Source organism: Paenibacillus sp. sg306046 (assembly GCF_059821225.1).
This window is the reverse complement of record NZ_JCAMRT010000008.1, coordinates 196847-216768: the sequence shown is the minus strand read 5'-3', so window position 1 is coordinate 216768 and position 19922 is coordinate 196847. Positions and strand designations below refer to the sequence as shown.

The 19922-nt window shown below is 57.2% G+C and carries 16 protein-coding genes; 2 read left to right on the top strand and 14 right to left on the bottom strand.

The genetic code is table 11. The annotated features are described in order from the left end of the window. Positions 1–96 precede the first annotated feature (96 nt). Positions 97–1032 carry a pectinesterase family protein gene (locus tag AC6ROY_RS10985; RefSeq protein WP_500100425.1) on the bottom strand — a complete coding sequence of 312 codons (936 nt, stop codon included), beginning with the start codon at positions 1030–1032 and terminating at the stop codon, positions 97–99. Then, a complete protein-coding gene (locus tag AC6ROY_RS10980; protein WP_500100424.1) occupies positions 1032–2078 on the bottom strand; it encodes an alpha/beta hydrolase family protein in 1047 nt (348 codons plus the stop codon). The genes AC6ROY_RS10985 and AC6ROY_RS10980 overlap by 1 nt, the downstream gene beginning before the upstream one ends. A gap of 115 nt (positions 2079–2193) precedes the next feature. On the opposite strand from AC6ROY_RS10980, the gene AC6ROY_RS10975 reads away from it, so the two are divergent. Beyond that, a complete protein-coding gene (locus tag AC6ROY_RS10975) occupies positions 2194–3039 on the top strand; it encodes a helix-turn-helix transcriptional regulator (RefSeq protein ID WP_500100422.1) in 846 nt (281 codons plus the stop codon). 442 nt (positions 3040–3481) lie between these two features. Here the strand turns inward: AC6ROY_RS10975 and AC6ROY_RS10970 are convergent, their stop codons facing one another. The 11 genes from AC6ROY_RS10970 to AC6ROY_RS10920 all read right to left on the bottom strand — a co-directional run bounded on the left by AC6ROY_RS10970 (position 3482) and on the right by AC6ROY_RS10920 (position 16920). Then, positions 3482–3862: a FixH family protein gene (locus tag AC6ROY_RS10970; RefSeq protein ID WP_500100421.1), complete on the bottom strand. Its 381-nt coding sequence runs from the start codon at positions 3860–3862 to the stop codon at positions 3482–3484. A 106-nt stretch (positions 3863–3968) separates the two neighbouring features. Beyond that, positions 3969–4532: a GNAT family N-acetyltransferase gene (locus AC6ROY_RS10965; protein ID WP_500100419.1), complete on the bottom strand. Its 564-nt coding sequence runs from the start codon at positions 4530–4532 to the stop codon at positions 3969–3971. Between the two features lie 59 nt (positions 4533–4591). Beyond that, complete coding sequence (locus AC6ROY_RS10960; RefSeq protein WP_500100418.1) at positions 4592–4951, bottom strand: GIY-YIG nuclease family protein; 360 nt, start codon at positions 4949–4951, stop codon at positions 4592–4594. A 58-nt stretch (positions 4952–5009) separates the two neighbouring features. Continuing rightward, complete coding sequence (locus AC6ROY_RS10955) at positions 5010–5762, bottom strand: DUF2087 domain-containing protein (protein ID WP_500100417.1); 753 nt, start codon at positions 5760–5762, stop codon at positions 5010–5012. Between the two features lie 132 nt (positions 5763–5894). After that, positions 5895–8027: an alpha-galactosidase gene (locus AC6ROY_RS10950; protein ID WP_500100416.1), complete on the bottom strand. Its 2133-nt coding sequence runs from the start codon at positions 8025–8027 to the stop codon at positions 5895–5897. Beyond that, positions 8018–10051, bottom strand: a complete 2034-nt coding sequence (locus AC6ROY_RS10945) for a beta-galactosidase (RefSeq protein WP_500100415.1) — start codon at positions 10049–10051, stop codon at positions 8018–8020. Before AC6ROY_RS10945 ends, AC6ROY_RS10950 begins: the two co-directional genes overlap by 10 nt. 229 nt (positions 10052–10280) lie before the next feature. After that, complete coding sequence (locus AC6ROY_RS10940) at positions 10281–11123, bottom strand: carbohydrate ABC transporter permease (RefSeq protein ID WP_500100414.1); 843 nt, start codon at positions 11121–11123, stop codon at positions 10281–10283. Between the two features lie 15 nt (positions 11124–11138). Next, positions 11139–12020: a carbohydrate ABC transporter permease gene (locus AC6ROY_RS10935; RefSeq protein ID WP_500100413.1), complete on the bottom strand. Its 882-nt coding sequence runs from the start codon at positions 12018–12020 to the stop codon at positions 11139–11141. 72 nt (positions 12021–12092) lie between these two features. After that, positions 12093–13394, bottom strand: a complete 1302-nt coding sequence (locus tag AC6ROY_RS10930; RefSeq protein WP_500100412.1) for an ABC transporter substrate-binding protein — start codon at positions 13392–13394, stop codon at positions 12093–12095. A 107-nt stretch (positions 13395–13501) separates the two neighbouring features. Next, positions 13502–15100, bottom strand: coding sequence for a response regulator (locus tag AC6ROY_RS10925; protein WP_500100411.1), 1599 nt, complete (start codon positions 15098–15100; stop codon positions 13502–13504). A 2-nt stretch (positions 15101–15102) separates the two neighbouring features. Continuing rightward, positions 15103–16920, bottom strand: a complete 1818-nt coding sequence (locus tag AC6ROY_RS10920) for a sensor histidine kinase (RefSeq protein ID WP_500100410.1) — start codon at positions 16918–16920, stop codon at positions 15103–15105. Positions 16921–17195: 275 nt separating this feature from the next. Here AC6ROY_RS10920 and xerS point away from each other — a divergent pair, with 275 nt between their 5' ends. Then, on the top strand, positions 17196–18278 hold the full coding sequence (gene xerS / locus AC6ROY_RS10915; protein ID WP_500100409.1) for a tyrosine recombinase XerS: 1083 nt from the start codon (positions 17196–17198) through the stop codon (positions 18276–18278). Between the two features lie 81 nt (positions 18279–18359). Here xerS and AC6ROY_RS10910 read toward each other — a convergent pair whose 3' ends face one another. Continuing rightward, positions 18360–19775, bottom strand: coding sequence for a PASTA domain-containing protein (locus tag AC6ROY_RS10910; protein WP_500100408.1), 1416 nt, complete (start codon positions 19773–19775; stop codon positions 18360–18362). Positions 19776–19922 lie beyond the last annotated feature (147 nt).

The following is a 19922-nucleotide window of genomic DNA, read 5'->3' as shown; positions in this document are numbered from 1 at the left end:
TTATGTTTTACAGCCCACATGTTCAACGCTGTTAACATTGCCCCATGTTAACGTATCCTTAAAGCTTAACACTCTAAACCCAAGCCAGAACGCACGTCAGCTCCCTGCCGCCACCGGGTTCCAGCCATCCGCCCCGGCCAGCACCGCCTCGCCCCTGAACGCGTCCGCTTCGTCTACCGATAGCTGCCGCACCCACGGCACACGTTGGCCCACTCCAGGACCAGTGCTGCCGAATTCGGCGTAACGAGCGGTCTCCTGATTGGCCGGATCGCCCCAATGATCCCAGCCGGCGGCATGGATATGCGGCCCCATCCACGTATCCAGAAACACGGTATGCGCCCAGCCGCGCCACGGTCTGCCCAAATAAACGGACGGCGTCTCCTCCGCCCCCGTCAGGCGGCAGCTGCGGAATACATATCCGATCGGCTGCCCGGCTGCTGTCGATGCGGCCGTGATGTAGCCGGAACGCAAGCTGTGGATGTGACAATGCTCAAACAGCGCGGTCGCCGAGCCGAAAATGAAATCCACATGCCCTTCGATATAACAGCGGTCGAAAAGCTGTCGGCCCCGGCTCGTGTACAAGGTGTCCTGGTTGCCGAGCAGCCGGACCTCGTGGTACACCTGACGATCCCCGGCCGTATACAGCGCAACCGCCTGCGCAATGTCGTCGCCATACCCGGCGTCATTGCATACCGTCAGCTGCTCCATTCGGAAATCGTCGGCTTCCACCTTGACCGTCGCGGTGCGGAATGTCGTTAATTCCTTGCCGTTTGCGTCCTTCATTTTGGCGTAGTCGCCGTAGATCAGTATCGTCTGCTCCGCACCCGCGCCGCGCAGCGTAATATGCGGCTTGTTGTCCGGCACAAGTATGCGCTCCCGGTATTGTCCGGGTCCAATTTCAATGATCGCCGGCTCCAGCGGCAATACGCGCACTGCGTCAATCGCGTCTTGAACACGGCTGAAATCGCCGCCGCCGTCCTGCTGCACGGTAATGATCCGCGCCGGACGCTGTGCTTGCTCTTTGCTTTGCATTAGTTGGCTCCCCCTTTTACCGCTTCTGTCAGCTGCTCATACAGCCAGTCCCACGACTGGCGTCCGGAAATTTCATGCTTGCCCGGGAAAATATCCGAAGCAAGCCGTTCCCCCGCCCCGCTGCCGCGGTAAATGACGCCCAGCCGCCGGATCGCCTCCTCCGTCGTCTCAACCGGGAATACGCGGTCATGCACGCCGGATTCGATAAACAGCGGCCGCGGGGCGATCAGCCCGAGCAGCTCCGGCTGCTCGGCCACCCGCAAAATGCCGGGCACATAATTGTCCATACAATGCGGACGGTCCAAAATGCTGCCTGCATACGTATTTGCATAGCCGCATAACACGACCGCCCGCAGCCGCTCGTCGAGCGCAGCGGTCAACGATGCGACCAAGCCGCCGCCGGAGAAGCCTAACGTGCCGATCGCCGAGCTGTCGGCTTCCGGCCGGGTAGCGATATAGTCGAGCGCGCGCTTCGCCTCGAATACACGCAGTCCGCCAATCGTCATCCCGCACATCAGCAGCAGCTGGGAGATCGGCAGGCAGCTCGATTCCGAGCTGTCCGGCTTCGCGTCCACGCTGGCCTGCAGACGGCGGTCGCCGAAGCCGATAATTTCCGGCACCAGCACAAACATCCCCCGGCGGGCCAGCTCCAGCGCGAAGCGGTTATGAATATCTGTTTCCTCCTGGAAGGCGCCGTCCGCCTTCAGCCCAAGCGCCGCCCGCTGGCCGGGTCCATGGCCGTGACAAGCCAGCACAGCCGGCAGCTTGCCTGTCCGCTGCTGCGGGTACACGGCATAGGCAGGCACCCGCAGCCCGTCGCAGGTCGTATACGCCAGCTTCTCGATGACGAGGCCGTCATGCTCGAATTGCTCCAGCAGCTCAGGCGCAAGCGGCGCAGGCTCCGGAAAATCGCCGAGCGCTGCGGCGAGCTGCCGCCGCAGCTCCTGCTGCTTGGCGGCGTAAGGAATCGTATGTACACGCGCGTCCAGGCTTGCTGCCAGCGTATCCTGGACAAGCTTGGCTAAATATTGGTCGGGACTCCACATCTCGGTTCAACTCCTGTTTGTCATAATGTTTGTGACACTGAGCGATGCTGTGCTAAAATTGGGCAAGCAGTCTGATTGATCCGGACCACGTCAGCGAAGTCCAAGGGAGGTTCTCATGCGCGAGCCGTTCAGTCCCAAATACCAGATCGGGGAGCTTTCATTTTCCGTCCAGCACCTGCAGCGCCAAGGCTATTCCGCGATGCCGCGTCCGCATCTGCATCCGTTTTATGAGCTGTATTACTTGCTGGACGGCGAACGTGTCTTTTTTATTGAAGGTAAAGTATTTACCGCCCGCAAGGGCGATATGATTATCGTCGTCCCGGGCGACCTGCACGCCACCGCCAGCACCAGTCTGGAGAAATTCGACCGGCTGCTGATCGAATTTTCGCCCCTTTTTGTCCGGGAGGCGGAGCCGCGGCTGCTGGAGCTGCCTGCCTTCCGAACGTCGGCGCTTATCCGGTTTACGATGAAGGAGCAGCCGCTGGTCGAGCAATTGCTGCATCAGCTGCTCAGTGAATGCCGCGAGCAGCCGGAGCTGTATACAGCCTCCGTGCGCCATCTGCTCGTCAACCTGCTGATCCGTATCCACCGGGCCAGCCAGACCGTCCAGCAGCCGGCGGATGTGGAGCACCCGATGCACCAGAAGGTCAGCGAGATTGCCTCGTATATCCACAGTCAATACCATGAGCCGATCACTCTGGAGGGGACGGCCCGGAAGTTTTATATTAGCCCGGCTTATTTAAGCCGCGTTTTCCTGAAGCTGACCGGCTTCCACTTCAGCGATTATGTGCGCAGCGTTCGCATTCGTCAAGCCGAGCGGCTGCTGGAGACGACGCGGGACAAGGTGCAGGCGATTGCCGAACAGGTCGGCTTCGAGCATATTTCGCATTTTAATAAAACGTTTAAAGCCGTCACCGGCATGTCGCCGCTGCGCTACCGTCAAGCCCGCGCGTTGAATTAAGCTGCGGCAGGGTGAACGAACGGCAACGCTTCCATTATAAATCAGGAATGCCAGCCGAATCTTGTCTCGCGCTTGTCAGCTTGGCTAAAACTTGTATATTTTTGCTCTGCGGCTCCGCGTTGGCGAGCTTGCCTCTCTGCATCTCTTGCCCCTAGGGAACAAGAGGGCAGCGAGCAAGCCCAGCTCAACAGGGCAACACGTCTTAACAGTCTCAACAGCCTTAACTTTCTCAACAGCCTTAGCAGCCTTTACCAGACTTAATAGCCTTAACCATTCTTACAGTCCTAACAGTCTAAACAGGCAACAGCCCGTCCTGAGCGTCCTCCAGACGCCTGAACGGGCTGTTACCTGTTTAACCGAACCGCCAAAGGCCGCCAGCCCGAGCTAGAAAGAACCGATGACGAACGAACAGCCGCCGTTAACGGCTCTGTCTGTTCATCCGTCAGGAGACGGCGAGCTGCTTCTTTTTGGTGACGTGAAGATCACCTTGGTATACATGAACGTAAATCGTATACGTATCCGGCTTCTCGAACGTTTTTACGGTCGAATAGGCGCCTGCGCCTGCGGCGTCGGCGGTCACGACATCCGGCAGCGCGTTGCGGTCGCTGCTGCGAATGTCCAACTGGACTCTGGCCCCGTCCTCACTAATAAGTCCGGTTACCTGCGCCGTCAGCGTAACCGGCTGTCCAGCCGCCGCGGTCGCCGGAACGGTTACCAGCTCAACCTTGACCTTCGCAGGGTCCTGTCCCTGATTTTCCGTGGAGCAAGCTGCAGCCGTCAGCAGCAGACAGCCTAACAGCAGTAGCCTTCCTAGTCGCTTCAATCCGCATTCCCCTTTCCTGCACAAGCCCTTCCCTCGTATTGTACCTGTTTTACACGAAAACCGGATGGCTCGATCAGGCCAGTTTCATGGCAGACCTGTGAACGGTTTATGACTTTTTGTAGATCATATGGTCGTAAGGATGACCGGCAATCCGGATGCTCCGCTCCGTGACGAAGCCCTTCCGCTCGTAAAGCTTGCGCGCCGGTCTGTTGTCAGGTTCGACATTGAGCGACAGTCTGCTCCAGCCCGCCTCTTCACTTTGTTTCACAATGAAATCAAGTAACGCCGTAGCCACGCCTTGACCGCGAAATTCGGCGAATACGCACAACGAGTCGATGTACATCTCGTCCTCCCCCGCTTCGAGGTCCAGCGCTCCGGATGCGTCCGGACGCCGCTGGAGAAACAGCTCCCACAGGCGGCCGTCCATCCGCGCGGCATCGGCGCCGGGGTACACCAGAATCATGCCTGCCACCCGGCCGTCCAGCTCCTTCACCGTCACATGGCGGCGGCTGAACCGGGTGTCCTCGGTCAGGAAGGCGTGCTCAATCAAGTCCAGCAGCCCGTCCTCCGTCAGCTGTCCGACAAAGGGCAGCCCTACATCGCGGACGATCACGGCCAGCAGCTGCGCCACTTCCTTGCTGTCTGCTTCTCGCGCAGGTCTAATCATCATGGCTCCTTTCCACAGCTTCCACAGCTCTTCGTCAGGTTAATCCTTTCTATTATAAATGATTAAGACTGCGAATTATACCCGCGCTCCCCATACGGCTGAAGCCTGTCGAGCCAGCGCTCCTCCAGCTTTTTCAGCTCATCCTTCACACTGAAAAACGGGCTGTCCTTGATCTCAAGCACCTCCAGCACCTCGATGCGAAAGGCTGCTTCGCCATACGTCTTCCAGTCCTGCTGCAGCTGCTTGTTCCTATGGCCGCCCGCATTCAGCTCGAATCGCCGCCCGTTCAGATTGCGGAAGTTCGGACTGCTGTCAATAAATACTTTCTGATTGACCGTATTCACGATCTGGTAAATGCCCGCCTCCACCTTGATTTCCTTATAGTGCTGCTGCAGCTCTTTTCTGCGGTTTCTCGTTTCCATAGTTGTCATGCGCCTCGCTTTCTTCGTTTAAAGGGTAACCCGCTTGGTGCGGCCGGGTTCAGGCCATCCAATATGCACTGCCGTCCGGCTTGCGGTTCAAAAACCCGTATTCGATCAAATAGCGCCGCAGCGTGACATGATCATCATACATCGGCTTCAGCAGCTCGTTGACCTCTCGTTCGTGGTACGTGCGCTCGCGTGCAAACCGGGACGCAATTTCACGCAGGATGACCAGCTTTTGTTTTTGCTTTTTCGGAAAGGAGCTCAGACGCCCTGCAGCGCCATCGGGAAAATATTTCGCCAGGATGGCCGCCTGCTCATCGACCGTTACATTGTAACGCTCATCGACCATTTTGGCCGTCTGATGCACCTCGACGAACTGCGGCGCATGCTGATCCTTGCTTTTCAGCAGCTCCATCAGCGCCAGAAATACTTTGGCCTGCCGCTCCTTTTCCTTGAGCGCAAAGCGGTGATTCCGAATGGTCGACGCGCTGCCGATGCCCAGCTCCTTCTGAATGTCCGCGTCGCTGCGCTCCTGGTAAAACAGCCGCAGCAGGCCGTTCTGATGCTCGGTCAGCCCGGTCAGCCGCTTATCCAGCGAGATCAAGTAGTCGAAGACCGATTGATGCGCCATCCGGATATGCAGACGCATATACCGTTCCGCTTCATATAAAACCCCCTCCACGGGGTAAATAATGCCCTTCTCGCAGGCGCTTCCGCAGAGCAGACATTGGAACTGTCCAGCCTGCTCCACATACCCTTGCTTCAACTCCTCCAGCGATGCATTCCAAAACAGCTCAGATAACTCCATAAACCAAACACATCCTATAAATGTTTATCATTTTATAGACATTATATAGTTATGTTTGCTAATTAGTCAATGTTTTCGGGTGGAATGCAAAAAAACCGACCCCCAGCTCGAAGGTCGGTCAATTCAAACTTATTAATCCTTAATACGCTCAATGCGGAATAGCCGGCTGTCATAGCTCCGTACCGCTTCCCATTGCCAGCCATGCGTCATCAGGAACGCGCCGGTGACACCTTTTGCGAACAGATGCGACGCTCCGTCCACCACATGGTAGGTCGCCCCCGGCTCCAGCCCTTTCGCCAGCAGCCGCACATGCTTGCTTCCGTAATGACGCTCGCCGTAGAAGGCAAATACCGCCGATTCGAGACCATCCGCCGATACGTACTGCACAGCGGCATACGGCTTTTGGCGCAGCGACGCAAGCCGGTATTGCCGTCCATCCTGGACAACGTGGCGCAGCGCCTTGTAGGCGGCAATCCACTGGCCTGCTTCGGCCAGCTCGCCGTCCGACCACTCGTTCAGATTGCCCCCGATGCCGAGCGAGCCCATCATCGCCGAGTGAAAGCGGAACGATAGCGGCAGCTCCCGCTTGTTGAGCCAGTTCAGCTCGTCCGTCACCCAGCACATCATCGCCTTCGGGTTGTAGGCGTACGAATAGCCCTCCTGAATAAGCAGCCGGTCGAGCGCATCCGTATTGTCGCTGGTCCATACTTGATCGGTACGGCTCATAATACCGAGGTCGATCCGCGCGCCGCCGCCGGAGCAGGATTCAAACTCCACGTGCGGGAAGCTTGCCCGCAGCTCGTCAATAACCCGGTACAGCCCCTGCACATGGCGGACCCAAAGCTCTTTCTGCCTGCTGCCTGCCGCCGCCCAGCCTGGCTCGGAAAACGCCCGGTTCATGTCCCATTTGATAAACTCGATCCGATGCTCCGACAGCAGCCGCCGCATAAACCCGATCAAAAATTGCTGCACGTCCTCGCGGCCCAGATTAAGCACATACTGGTTGCGGGAGGTTGTGGAGGGCACGCCCTCGAAATGGTAAATCCATTCCGGGTGCTGCCGGTACAGCTCGCTGTCCGGATTCGTCATCTCCGGCTCGACCCAGAGCCCGAACGACATGCCCAGCCCGTTCACATGGTCGATCAGCGGCTGCAGCCCGTTCGGGAACTTGCGCGGATTCACCGTCCAGTCGCCCAGCCCCGCTTGATCGGAATGACGTTCGCCAAACCAGCCGTCATCGACGACAAACAGCTCGATTCCGATGTCGGCCGCTTTGGCCGCAAGCGCCTTCTGGCCTTCCTCGCTGACGTCGAAGTACGTCGCCTCCCAGGAGTTGTACAGCACGCGCCGCGGCTTGTCGCGATGCGGCAGCGGCAGGATAACCTGGCGCTGGAAATCGTGGGCGCTCCGGCTCATGCCGCCGAAGCCCGCCGCCGAATAGCCCAGATACGCCAAGGGCGTTGCGAACGATTGGCCTGCGTCAAGCGCCCACGCGAAGTCGAAGCTTTGCACGCCGCCCGCTAGCTGTACGAAGCCGAAGGCATCCTGCTCTACCGTCAGCTCCCAGCTGCCGGAATAAGCCAGATGCCCGTACCACACCTCGCCGGTATCCTCCGTTGCGCCGTTGTCGACGGCAAACCACGGATTGGCCTGATGGCTTGTACCGCCGCGGCGGCTTTCCATCGTTTTGCGTCCGGGAACGACCGGCTGCTGCACAAGCTGAAATTCCCCGGTCCACATCCCGGTTACGTGCGTCAGACGGTAGTCCTCGCCCCATGGCACGGACGTTTGAAACGATCTCGCCGCTTCAAGCGTCAAGGCCCCGCCAAGGCTTGTAATCGTCTGACTGCGGCCGATCACATCATGCCCGTCGAAGACGATATAGTTCAGCTCCACCTGCAGCAGGCCGCGATCATCCTGCAGCTTCACGACAAGCTGCTCGCGGCCTGCTTCGCGCACGACGGTATGGCCCGCATAGCTGAGCGCTAGGCCGCGTCCGCCGTCCGCCGCCGTTACTTTTAACGTGGGCTCGCTGTACACCAGCTCGCCCCATGGAATATATTCATAGCCCATCACGCCTCTGGGCGATTCAAACGAAGAATGAGGAATGATCACCGGCTGCAGCTGCGCATAGTCGTCAGCGCCCAGACGCGGTCCCCAATGAACCTGGATCAAATGCCCCCGCTCCGCTACGTCGAACACGTAAGCCATCGCTTTACTTTCCAGCACAAAGCGCTGCTTCTCCTCGATCACGATCACACGCATGCTTCATTCCCCGCTTTCTGCGTCAGTACGATGCTTCCCAGAACCGGCAGAGCAAGCTCACCCTCATAGGCCGTCCCGGTAACGGGGTCGATCCACTGTCCCTCCGGCAAAGTCACGACAGCAGGCCGCTCCGTGCTGTGATTCATGCAGCCAAGAAAGACTTTGCCGTCCGCGCCGCGGCGGCTGACCAGCTCGACGCCCTCCGGCGCGGACAGCGTGGCTGCGCCTGCTTCCGCGAAGATCGCGGCGTACAGCGTCTCCAGCATGCTTTCTTCAATCGCGGAGCCGATCGTGTACACCGTTCCTTGACCGAAGCGGTTGCGCGTAATTGCGGGCGTGCCGTCATAAAACGAGCCTTCATATTCGGCCAGCACCTCGGCTGTCGTCGGGTACAGCAGATCGCACCAAATGCGCGCGGAGGAGCGGACGCCGCGCAGCGGCCCGGCTGTGCCGCGCACCGTATAGTGCTGGCTGGACTGCAGCGCCTCATATTCGTGAATGTCGACGCCTGCCAGCTCACGAAGCTCGCCCGGCAGCACGCTTTCGATGACAAAATTGTCCGGCGTTTTCACGCCTGCGCGGTACGTAAGAATGACCGTTCCCCCGGCTGCCGCATACTGCTTCAGCTGCTCGGTAAACGCCGGATTCGTCAGGAAGTAGACCGGGACGATGACCACCTTGTACGACATGATCGAATCGCCGGGCGATACGATGTCGGTCATCGCGTTCAGCCGGTGCGCCGGCGAATAAAAGCGCAAAAACTCCTGCTTGTGGCTGAACAGATCGCTGTGCGGCTGAATGTTCCACGCCCACGCATTTTCCACATCGTAATAGGCCGCCACCTCGCCGCGATACTCGGCCGCTGTCCATTCGTCGCCGAACACCCGCAGCGCGTCGATCACTTCCTTCACCTCGCGGAACTTCCGGCGCGGCACGCCGTCATGGTCAAGAATGCCATGGCAAAACTCCTCGGTGCCGAAATGGGCCGCCCGCCAGCGGAAATAAATAATCGCCTCGGCTCCTCGGGAGATCGCCTGGTACGTCCACAGCTTGGCCTGACCCGGCCGCGGCAGATAGCCGATCCGGCTCCAGCCTTGTGCGCCGATCAGCTGCTCCATAACCCAGAAACCTTTGCCCCCTTTGGCGCCGCGGCATAAATCCATATGATGCGCGATCGACGACGGAGTAATCGGCTCGGCCAAGCCGCCCCATACCGGGTAGTTGTCGAAGGAAACGAAATCGAGATCCTTGGCCATGTCCTTTTGATGAACCGCCTGGTCGGTGTAGACGAAATTATGCGTAATAAACTGCTCCGGCTTGATATGCTTGCGAAGCGCTTCTACTTGCATCCGGTTGTAGCTTGTGTAGCTGTCTGCGCAGAAGCGGTCGAAGTCGAGCAGCATGCTCGGATTATGCTCCTGGTAAACTTTGCGCGGCGTCGGAATTTGCTCCCACGCGGTGTAGGTTTGGCTCCAGAACACGGTTCCCCACCGTTCATTCAGGTTATCCAGCGTTCCGTATTTAGCCTGCAGCCACGCCTGAAAAGCAAGCCGGTCCTCGTCTCCATAGCTGCGGTCAGACTTCTCATGTCCGTATTCGTTGTCCGTCTGCCAGCCGATCACCTGCGGATGCTGCCCGTACCGCCGGGCCATCGCCTCGACGATGGCGGACGAGAACTCCCGGAACCTGTGGCTGTTCACCGTATAGTGCCGCCTTGCCCCGAAGCTGATCGTGACGCCGTTCGCATCGACAGGCAGTATATCCGGATAGCTGTGCGCCATCCAGGCGGGAGGCGTCGCGGTCGGCGTACCCAGCACCACGGATAACCCCTGCTCCGTCAGCCGCTCCAGCACCTCGTCGAAGAAGCTCCAGTCATAGCGCCCTTCCTCGGGCTCCATAAGCTGCCAGCCGAATTCGGCGATCCGCACCGTGTTGACGCCCAGCTCCTTCATCAGCTTGAAATCCTCATCCCAGCGCGCCTTGGGCCACTGCTCCGGGTAATAGTCCACCCCAATATGCATCATGACTCACTCCTTATTCGCTTGATCTGAACTAAAACCTACAAAAAGGCTGTCCCCAGGCAGCTCTTGAGTGCCTCGGAGAACAGCCTCCTTGCTCCTTTTTTGCTGGCGTCAGCCGCATGCGTGCGCTGGCTCCGCCTCAATCTGTCGACGGATCAGCGCGCCTAAGTCCTCGGCGTACCCGGCGATGACGCTCCGGGCCTGCCCGGTACGCACGCTTGCAGCGCAGCGATTACCCTTTTACAGCCGAGCCAACGGTAAGGGCCTTCTCCACCTGTTCGCTGAACAGCATGTAGACGAGCACCGTCGGCAAGCTCGCAATTGTCATCGCGGCCCCCATGGCGCCCCACTCCGTCGTGAACTGGCCTTGGAAAAACAGCAGGCCCAGCGGCAGCGTCTTTAAGTTTTCTTTCGTAATCAGCATCAACGCCATCGGAAACTCGTTCCATGCGGCGAGGAAGACGAAGATCACCATCGTCGCAATCGCCGGCTTCACAATCGGCAGCATGACGCGCCAGAAGGTTTGGTAAATCGTCGCTCCGTCAATGCAGGCCGACTCCTCCAGCTCATTCGGAATGCTGCGAAAGAAGCCGTAGAACACCATCGCGGAAAACGACAGGTTAAACGCGATATACGGCACGATCAACGCCAGATACGTATTGGCCAGATGGAAATCACGCACCAAAATAGCCAGCGGAATCATAATCACCTGTACAGGCACGAACATGCCGATAATGACGTACGTATTTGCGACCTCCCGGAACCGCCACTGCATACGGGATACCGCATAAGCAAACATGACGGCCAACGCAATCGTTCCGACCACCGTTACCACGGATACGAACAAGCTGTTCATAAAGTACATCGGGACGTTGAATTTCGTCCAGGCCTGCACATAGTTTTCCCAGCGGAAGCTGGTCGGCGGGCCAAACGGATTGGTAACGAAAATTTCGTTATTTGATTTTAAGGAATAAAAAACCATCCAAATAAGCGGATATACCGAAATGATTGCATATAGCCATAAAAATAGCTGCAAAATCGGTAACTTTTTTCGCATTCTGGCGGCTCTGATCATGTTCCCTCTCCTCCTCTAGTATACGATCCGTTCGCGAGCCACCAGACGGTTAATGACAAGCGTAACCACGAGACATTCAATGACCAGGAATGCCGCCGCCGCGCTGCCGTAACCGAATTCGTTAATGCGGAACGCCGAACGATACATCAGGTAGGTGAGCGTGTATGTCGTCGTACCGGGACCGCCGCCCGTCATAATGAACATATTGGCAAAGGCGTTCAAACCGCCCGTCACCGCAAGCACCAGGCAGAACTTGTACGTTTCCGACATCAGCGGAATGGTAATATGCCAATGCGCCTTCCAGCGCTCGGCTCCGTCAATGCGGGCCGCTTCCAGATACTGCTCGGGGATGGAGCGCACAGCCGCCAGCAGCAGCGCAAAATGGTAGCCCATATATTGCCAGGCGTTAACGGCCGCAATCGCGAAAATCGACGTCTTTTCATTGGTCAGCCAATCCTGGCGATACTCCAGGCCAAGCAGCTCGAACAACTTGTTGATCAGACCGTTCTCCCCATTGTACATCGCCAGCCACAGCTGACAAACGACCGTGATGGACAAAACAACCGGAATAAAGTAGCTGATCCGCAGCAGCTTGCGCCCCTTGAGCAGCGCATTGGATACCGACAGCGCCAGCAGCGTGCCGATCCCGATCTGCAGCACGACCAGCACAAGCGCGAAAACAAGGCCGTTATAAAGCGACGTATAGAAAATGCGGTCCTCAAAGAGCCGCGTGTAATTGTCGAACCCAATAAATATGCCCGGAGTCAGTCCGTCCCATTCGTACAAGCTGCGGAAAAAAACCTGTACAATCGGCCAAAACACCATCACCGTAAACAGCAGCAGCGTCGGCAGCGTAAACAGCGCAATCGCCAGCTTATTGCCCATAAACTTTTTCATAATCGTTCTCTCCTGCCTGGAAAATGCTCACACCGGCCACAGCAGTGCATGACCGGTGCGAGGAAGAACCGTTTACTTCAATGCATTTTCCAAATCTTTTACAAACTGATCTACCGTGTACGTGCCTGTCATCAAGTTTTGCGATGCATCCTCAACAGCGGCTTTGAACTTAGGATTCGACAAGCCCCATGCGAAAGCGGTCGTGCTTGTAATGTTCGGAATGTCTTTGGACAGCTGCTCCATCATTGGCGGGTATTTCTTCTCGATCGGCTTGTCTACCTTCGTCGCTACGATCGGGTTGGCGCGTTGCGTATACTTGTATTCGGCATATTTCAGGGAGATGAAGCTTGCCACCTTCGCCGCCAGCTCTTTATCCTTCGTGTTCGCCGATACGGCGTAGCCGGAAGGGCCGCCGGAGCCGCTGAATGCCAGCTTGCTCTTCTCGTACGAAGCCGAGTCCGGAGCCGGGTAGTACATGTAAGCCGCCTTATCGCCAAGCGATTTCGTAGCCGCCTCAATTTCCCACTGGCCGTTCAGGAACATCGCTGCCTTGCCTTCGTGGAACATCGCAGCCGCCTGGTCATAGTTCAGGTTCGTAGCGCCCTTAGGCAGCATGCCCGCTTTCACGAGATCCACAACCTGCTGAGCGGCCTTCTTGTACGCATCGTCGGAAGGCTTCGCCTTGCCTTGATCAAGCGCTGTAATGCCGGCAGGGTTGTAACGGGTTGCAAACATGTCGACCAAAGCCACCGTCGGCCATTTTTCTTTTGCGAACAGCGACATCGGCGTAATGCCTTTCTCCTGGAACGCCTTCACAGCTGTCATCATCTCGTCGAAGGTCGTCGGCACCTTCACGCCGTTTTTCTCGAACAGCTCCTTGTTATAAAACAGCAGCACCAGCTCATTGCCCGCATACGGGAATGCATATACCTTGCCGTCGGCTGCGTACAGCGTGTTCATAGCGCTCGCGTGCATCTTGTCTTTAAATTTGAATTTCTCGACGTATTCGTCCAGCACCAGAATGTTGTTGGATTTTTTGAACGTATTGATCTGATCCAGACCGGCCTGGAAAATATCCGGCAAATTGCCTGTCGCGGCATACGTCTTCAGCTTCTGGCCGTCGTCCTGCGCCTGAACCTCAAGCTCCAGCTCTACATTCGGCATTTCCTTTTTCAGCTCCGCAACCGCGTAGTCGTACGGAAGCTTCGTATCGTCATCGGCATACTGCGCGTAGATGCGCAGCTTGGTTACGCCGCCAGCGGCCGCCGTATCCTTGCTGCCGGCTTGCTCTGTCTGCTTTTGCTCGCCTGCACCGCATGCCGCCAGGGTCGTCATCAAACTTGTAACAAGCACTAACGAAAGCGCCTTCTTCATGGTAATAACCTCCCTCTAATGTTCCCTACAAGATATGAGTTTACTGGGAAACACGGCTGCCGTTAATGGATTAAACGATGCATTCTTGCACTATTCGCGCATATCGGCTAGTGGCTGCGCTGATTTTCGTAGTCGCTCGGCGAATAGCCGTAGTATTTCTTAAACGCTCTGCTGAAATACGCCGGGTCGTTGTAGCCGATCCGCTCGGCAATGTCCGACAGCTTGCTTCCGCCGCGGCCGATCAGCTCCTTGGCCCGCTGCATGCGCGTATGGGTCAAATAGTCGGTGACGGTCATGCCCAGCTCCTTCTTGAACACCGCCCGCAGGTAGCTCGAATTAATGAACACATGCTGCGCGATTTGCTCCAGATTCAACTCCGAATCCCGGTAGTGCTCCTCCACATATTTTTTGGCCGCCTCCGCAATTTTGCGCGACTTCGTTTGCTTATGCAGCTGCCCGTATTGCAGCGCCTTGTGGAACAGCCCTTCGATCCATTGTCCGGCTGCATCTATCGCTTCCATCCGGGTAATCTCGCTGTACGGGAAAAAATCCTCGCCGAAGCAATCCTCAATCGGATGCCCGCTTTCCGATACGTACGAAAGGCATAACGAGACAAGGCCCATGCAGATGACATAGGTGTATTCGATGGACAGCCGCTGCTCATGGATGCTGGTAAAAATCGCTTCAAGCCCGCTTTTCACGGCATTCCAGTCGTTCATGCGCAGCCGGATCAGCAGCTCCTCATTGGTCTCCGGCGTAATAAAAGCGCTCGTGTCGGTCACAGCTCCGCCGCTCCCCTGCTGCTCGTACCGGATGACCCGGTCGTTGCCGAGCAGAAACTTCCGCTGGAGGGCGCTCAGCGCTTCCTCATACGAAGCGCGAATTCCCGCGTAGCCTTCATGCCACCCGCCGATGCCGATCGTGATGGTGAATTTCAAATATTTCTTGATCAGAAAGCACAGCTTCTCATAGCCCTCCTGCTCCTGCGGCGGTCCTTGTCCGGGCTTCCCCTCCCGAATGCAGAGAATGCGGCCCTCCGCACCGTTGAAGACAAGCGGCGGCTCCCCTGTCACCATCGTTTCCTCCAAAATATTCGTGACGGCGAAGCGCCACAGCAGCTTGTCGCTGACCCGATTCCACTTCTGGTCCATACTGTCAATTTCGATGCAGGCGACCTGCAGCGGGCCGGATAGCGATTTAATGCCCAGCATGTCCAGCCGCTGCTTCGTCTCCTCCTGCGTCAGGTTGTAGTCCCGGCTGACGAGATGGTTCAGGAAGCCTTCCTTCAGCAGCACTTGATTGGCCTGCAGCGTCATCCGCTCCTCCTGGGCGCGGACGATGTTCGTTTGCAGCCGCAACAGCGTAAGGATCAGCTCCTCCTTGGAAAACGGCTTGAGAATGTAGTCCTCGACCCCCAGCTTCAGCGCGCGCCGCGCATATTCGAACTCGCTATACCCGGTTACCAGCACGATGCCGGTGTCCGGCAGCTCCTGCTTCAGCCGTTCGGTCAGCTCCAGGCCGTCCATAAACGGCATATTGATATCAATCAGCGCAATCGCCGGCCTATGCTCGCGGGCAAGCTCCAGCGCCTCCACGCCGTTTTTCGCCTCGCAGCATATTTCCAGCTGGTACTCGCCCCAGGAGATCGTTGTCCGCAAATAATCCCGGAAAATCACTTCATCATCGACAATCATCACTTTAAGCATCCTTACTCCACCTGTCCTTCCGCGTTAACCTGCTGCGCCGGCAGCGTAATTGTGACAACGGTTCCTGCGCCGGGAGAGCTTTCGAGCTGCAGGCCGTATTCCTCTCCGTAAAACAGCTTGATCCGGTCGTCCACATTAGGCAAGCCGAAGCCGGTTTGTCCGCCGCTATCCGGAGCGATCATTGTGCGCCTCAGCTCCTCCAGCTTCTCCGCCGTCATGCCGACGCCGTCGTCCTGCACCTCAAGCACGATGGCATCGGCCGCCCGGTAGCCGCGGATCACCAGCAGCCCCATGTCCCCTTTTTCCTTGAGCCCGTGGTAGATGGCGTTTTCCACCAGCGGCTGGATCGTCAGCTTGAGTATTTCCTGCTGCATGATGTCTCCTTCTACATCGAACCGGTACGTGAACACGTCCGAATAACGGATATGCTGAATGGCGAGATAGTCCTTCACATTGCGCAGCTCCTCCTCGATGCGGATTCGCTCCCGCCCTTTGCTGAGGGCCACCCGGTAGAAGTCGGCAAGCGCCTTCGTCGTCCGGGAAACGTCCTTGACCCGGCCCATTTCGGCCAATGCATAGATAACATCCAGCGTATTGTACAGGAAATGCGGCTTGATCTGCGCCTGAATGAGCGCCAGCTCGTAGCCCCGCTTTTTCTTCTGCTCCTCCGTAATGTTTTCCACCAGCTCCTTAATGCGCCGGGTCATCGTATTGAAGCCCAGCGAGAACAGCCCCATTTCATCCGTGGAATTGATCTCGATCCGGACGTCCAGATTGCCTTCATGGAAGCCCTTCATTCCCTTGGCCAGCTTAATGATCGGACCTGCAATCAGCTTCGAGAGCAGCGCGGAGCCGCCGAGCGCAAACATCAGGCATAACGCGCCGATGGTCAAAATCACAAGCGTTATCTGGTCCAAATCAGCCGTCAGCTCGCGCAGCGGAATGATACTGACCAGCTTCCAGCCGAGCTGGGGGAAGCTATGGCTTGTGACGAGCCGTTCCATCCCTTCCATCGGGAAAATAGCGGTCGCATCCTCCGCATGTTGTACCCACCGCTGCAAACTGAGGTTGGCGATCGGCTCCAGCAGCTCGGACGGCTGCGCAGAGGAAACGATGCTGCCTTCGCGGTCGGCGATCATATAATTGCTCGACGGCAGAGCCCCCATATTCCGGTACACGGCTGACAGCGAGGATTCCTTGATATTTAAAATGAGCACGCCCAGCGTCTGGCCGGTATTGATGTTGACGATTTTTTTTCCGAGCGTCAGCACCGGTACGGTGGAATCCGATACCAGATAGTCTCGGCGCTGCATCGGCAGCCATACATTCAGACCGTTTGTTTCCATCACCTGCCGGTACAGCATGCTGTGGAGAGCCGCGGCGGACTTTTCCTCCACGCGCGCGCTCGATCCGTACACGACTCCCTGCTCGTCGATCAGAGCCGCCGAATCAACCTCGGGAAACACCAGCAAGCCAAAGCTCAGCTGATTTGTAATGGCCGTGTAGCGCTGCAGGCTTGTCGACTCCGAGGGTATGGCCAGCTCCGGGGCCAGCAGCTTGTTTAAGTTCAGCGTCAGCATATTAGCGCAGCTTTCCGCATTGGTCAGCATACTGCTTAGCCGTGTAATAATAAGCGAAGAATTGTCCGACACGTTTTTCTTCGTTTTCTCGATGATCGCCTCCGAATAGATGAGGTTGGAAGCATAACCCAGCACGAAGAGCGGGACTAAAATTAAAGGCACGTACACCGCGAATATTTTCGTTCGAATGCGCTGGTTGCGAAACCATTGCGACAGGCTGCCTCGCTGGTTGATGCTCATGACGGTTCACCGGCTTTCCATGAAATTTCGATTTATCCATTATACATCGCTCGCGGCAGAATGGCAGAAGGAAAACAAAACGTTAATCAAAGGAGGAGCTATGCCAATGATATGCGTTACAGCGCAGCGTCTATACAGTCTGAGGGCCTTCAACTTCCGCTTCGCATCAGCTATACTGAAACAGACGACTGGCGATTGATGGAATCCGTCATTATACATACACCATAATTTATATTATGTAAACTTATAGGCTGAAGCCGACTGGAGTGAGCCTGATGAACGTCATCAAAGCGAAGGACCGCCTGGAGCTGGAGAAAAAAATACCGACCATGCCCTGGTACGTCGAGAAATTTATCAACTACAAGCTGCCGGACTTGTCCCCTTCCTCCCTGCTGGAATATACACGCGATTACGAGGCTTTCTTCTCCTGGCTGCTTGCGGAAGGACTGGCCGGCGAGGCGCAGCGCGTTCAGGATGTTCCTCTCGTTGCGCTGGAGAAGCTGCATATGGACAGCATCGACAACTTCAAGATGCATCTCGCGCTGCGCAAAACAAATACAAACACGCGCACGACGATTTCGCGCAAGCTGTCGTCCCTCCGGTCGCTGTTCCATTACTTGAGCCAGATCGCGGAGGATGAGGAGTTTTATCCGCTGCTGAAGCGCAACGTGATGGCCAAGGTGGAAATCAAGCGAACGCATCGCCCCAAGGATACGGCCGCCAAGCTGGAGGGCAAGCTGCTGCAGGAGGAAGAAATTACAGAATTTGTCCATTATGTACGTATCGGCTATGGACACGATGTCGCAAGCAACAAGCAGGCGGCCTATGCCCATGAGCTGAACAAAATCCGCGATACTTGTATCGTCAGCCTGATTTTGCATTCCGGGCTGCGTGTCTCGGAGGTCGTGAACCTGAACGTCGAGGATGTGGAGTTGAAAAAAAAGCTGCTCTACGTCTTCCGCAAAGGGAAAAACGACGAAACCTTCAAGTCGCCCGTCTACTTCCGTCAGGATGCGGTGGACGACCTGTCCCGTTACCTGGAGCTGCGCAGCTCCGCCTATAAAGCGCCAAAGCGGGAAAAAGCGCTGTTTCTTGCCATCGCCAACGGCAAAAAAGAAGGTGAACGCATGACGAAGCGCGCGATGCAGGAAATGGTGAACAAGTACGCCAAACGGTTCGGCAAGCCGTATTTATCCGTTCATAAGCTGCGGCATTCGTTTGCCACCGACTACTATTTGCGCAATGATTTGTACCGCACGCAGGAGCAGCTCGGGCACGCCTCCCCTGAAACGACCCAAATTTATGCCCATCTGACGGACAAGACGATGTCCCAGGCCATAGACAAAAAAAGCTTGTAATCGAAGATGCTGCAAGCAAAAGGACGGTCACCCTTCGGTGCCGTCCTTTTGCTTGCAGCCTTTTTGCTTGATTCCCGGCTGCTATTGGCCTTTGCTAATCCAAAATGACACGCTTTCGCCCTTCGCCAGCACCGTGCCGGGGGCTGGACTTTGGCGAAACACCGTGTTTTCGGAGTTCGGATTTTTCTCCAAATAAAATTCATACCGCAAGCCGTAAGCAAGCGCGCGTTTCTCGGCATCCTGCCGGTTCAGGCCGATCAGCTGCGGAGCGGCGACCGATTCGGCTTCGGCATCCACGGGCGGCTCATCCTCGGCGCCTGCCGCAGACGTGCCGGCTGCCGGGGCCTTTCCCCCATTGTCCGGCTTTTTCTCGGTGACCTTGCTGCTGACCAGCGGCGTTTTGCCGGAGGCGCTGTCCACAGGCAGCGGTCTGCTATCCTCGAAGGACTCCACCGACGACTTGGTGCCCAGACGAGCGCCTACCTCCAGGAAGAGGAAAAACACCCCTACTGCGCTAACCAGCGCTACACCTGCCAGCGTAAAGCCCAGCAATGTCTTGCGCATGACTCGGCGGCCCAGCGGCCCGGCTTCCGACTCCTCGTCCTCCTCGGCAGCCGACGGCTGATCCATCCGCAGCGTGGTCGCTTCGGTAAAGCGACGCGTTTCCATGCCAAGCTGCTGACCGCTTGCAGCCAGCTCGCCGCGCAGCGAAGACAACGCGGCCGACGCCGATGCCGCAAGCGGAAGCTCGCCCTGACGCTCCTGCGTCGGCGGGTTCAGCAGCGGGTTCGGCCGCTCCTCGGTGAGCGCCGGCCCGGCGAGCGCGGCCAGCCGCGTGACAAAGCCGCGCAGCGCCGTTTCACCTTGCCATGCCTGCCGGAGCAGCTCCAGCAGCAGCCTGCGCCAAACGTCGGATTCGGCTGTACCCAGCGCCGTATCAAGCTGGCGCAGACGCTCGCTTTCCGCATCGGGAGCAGCTTCCGTGCCGCAAACGAGCTGAAAGATCAGCAGAGCCAGCCCGCAAGCCTCCTGCGTATGACGCGGCGCTTGCTCCCAGTAATTAATAATTTTCAGCTGGCCGTCTAAGCCCACCCAAATATTATCCACAAGCGCGGAAAAACCGGAGATCCGTTTATCCGCAGCGTCGAGCAAACCCCGGCCCAGCTCGGCAACGGCTGCCGCTGCTTCCAGCGGCGACCACCCGGCTTCCTTGAGCCGGAACGACAGCGGCTCTCCGCCTTGTGATTTTAACACGGCATAGATGGACAAGTCCTCGACTCCGACATCCAGCAAATGCAAAAACCGGTTATCTGTATAAGGAGCAACCGCCTGCAATAAACGCAAATACGCCTGCTGCTCCATACGGCTCGGCTGCTCGGACACAAACACAGCAATATCCCGGCGCAGCGACAAATCCGTTCCCGCAAACAGCATGCCATTCCGGGACGGCAAAATCGGCTTATGCAGCACATATCGGTCACGGAGCGTCTTTTCCATGCGACCCCCTCCAAACCTTGTACTTACTTCAGGGATTAACCCATCTTGTATACGTTCAAACGCACGTCAACCCTATTCGGTAAACAACCACCTTCATACCATTCGCAGGCAAGCGTCATTTTAAGTACCATTCAGCGGCAAATCTTT

Excerpts from the sequence above, each read along its gene's own strand:
- AC6ROY_RS10920 (WP_500100410.1), bottom strand. The coding sequence starts at position 16,920 with ATGAGCATCAACCAGCGAGGCAGCCTGTCGCAATGGTTTCGCAACCAG.
- AC6ROY_RS10925 (WP_500100411.1), bottom strand. The coding sequence starts at position 15,100 with ATGCTTAAAGTGATGATTGTCGATGATGAAGTGATTTTCCGGGATTAT.
- AC6ROY_RS10960 (WP_500100418.1), bottom strand. The coding sequence starts at position 4,951 with ATGGAAACGAGAAACCGCAGAAAAGAGCTGCAGCAGCACTATAAGGAA.
- AC6ROY_RS10930 (WP_500100412.1), bottom strand. The coding sequence starts at position 13,394 with ATGAAGAAGGCGCTTTCGTTAGTGCTTGTTACAAGTTTGATGACGACC.
- AC6ROY_RS10940 (WP_500100414.1), bottom strand. The coding sequence starts at position 11,123 with ATGATCAGAGCCGCCAGAATGCGAAAAAAGTTACCGATTTTGCAGCTA.
- AC6ROY_RS10945 (WP_500100415.1), bottom strand. The coding sequence starts at position 10,051 with ATGATGCATATTGGGGTGGACTATTACCCGGAGCAGTGGCCCAAGGCG.
- AC6ROY_RS10910 (WP_500100408.1), bottom strand. The coding sequence starts at position 19,775 with ATGGAAAAGACGCTCCGTGACCGATATGTGCTGCATAAGCCGATTTTG.
- AC6ROY_RS10980 (WP_500100424.1), bottom strand. The coding sequence starts at position 2,078 with ATGTGGAGTCCCGACCAATATTTAGCCAAGCTTGTCCAGGATACGCTG.
- AC6ROY_RS10935 (WP_500100413.1), bottom strand. The coding sequence starts at position 12,020 with ATGAAAAAGTTTATGGGCAATAAGCTGGCGATTGCGCTGTTTACGCTG.
- AC6ROY_RS10955 (WP_500100417.1), bottom strand. The coding sequence starts at position 5,762 with ATGGAGTTATCTGAGCTGTTTTGGAATGCATCGCTGGAGGAGTTGAAG.
- AC6ROY_RS10950 (WP_500100416.1), bottom strand. The coding sequence starts at position 8,027 with ATGCGTGTGATCGTGATCGAGGAGAAGCAGCGCTTTGTGCTGGAAAGT.
- AC6ROY_RS10965 (WP_500100419.1), bottom strand. The coding sequence starts at position 4,532 with ATGATGATTAGACCTGCGCGAGAAGCAGACAGCAAGGAAGTGGCGCAG.
- xerS (WP_500100409.1), top strand. The coding sequence starts at position 17,196 with ATGAACGTCATCAAAGCGAAGGACCGCCTGGAGCTGGAGAAAAAAATA.
- AC6ROY_RS10975 (WP_500100422.1), top strand. The coding sequence starts at position 2,194 with ATGCGCGAGCCGTTCAGTCCCAAATACCAGATCGGGGAGCTTTCATTT.
- AC6ROY_RS10985 (WP_500100425.1), bottom strand. The coding sequence starts at position 1,032 with ATGCAAAGCAAAGAGCAAGCACAGCGTCCGGCGCGGATCATTACCGTG.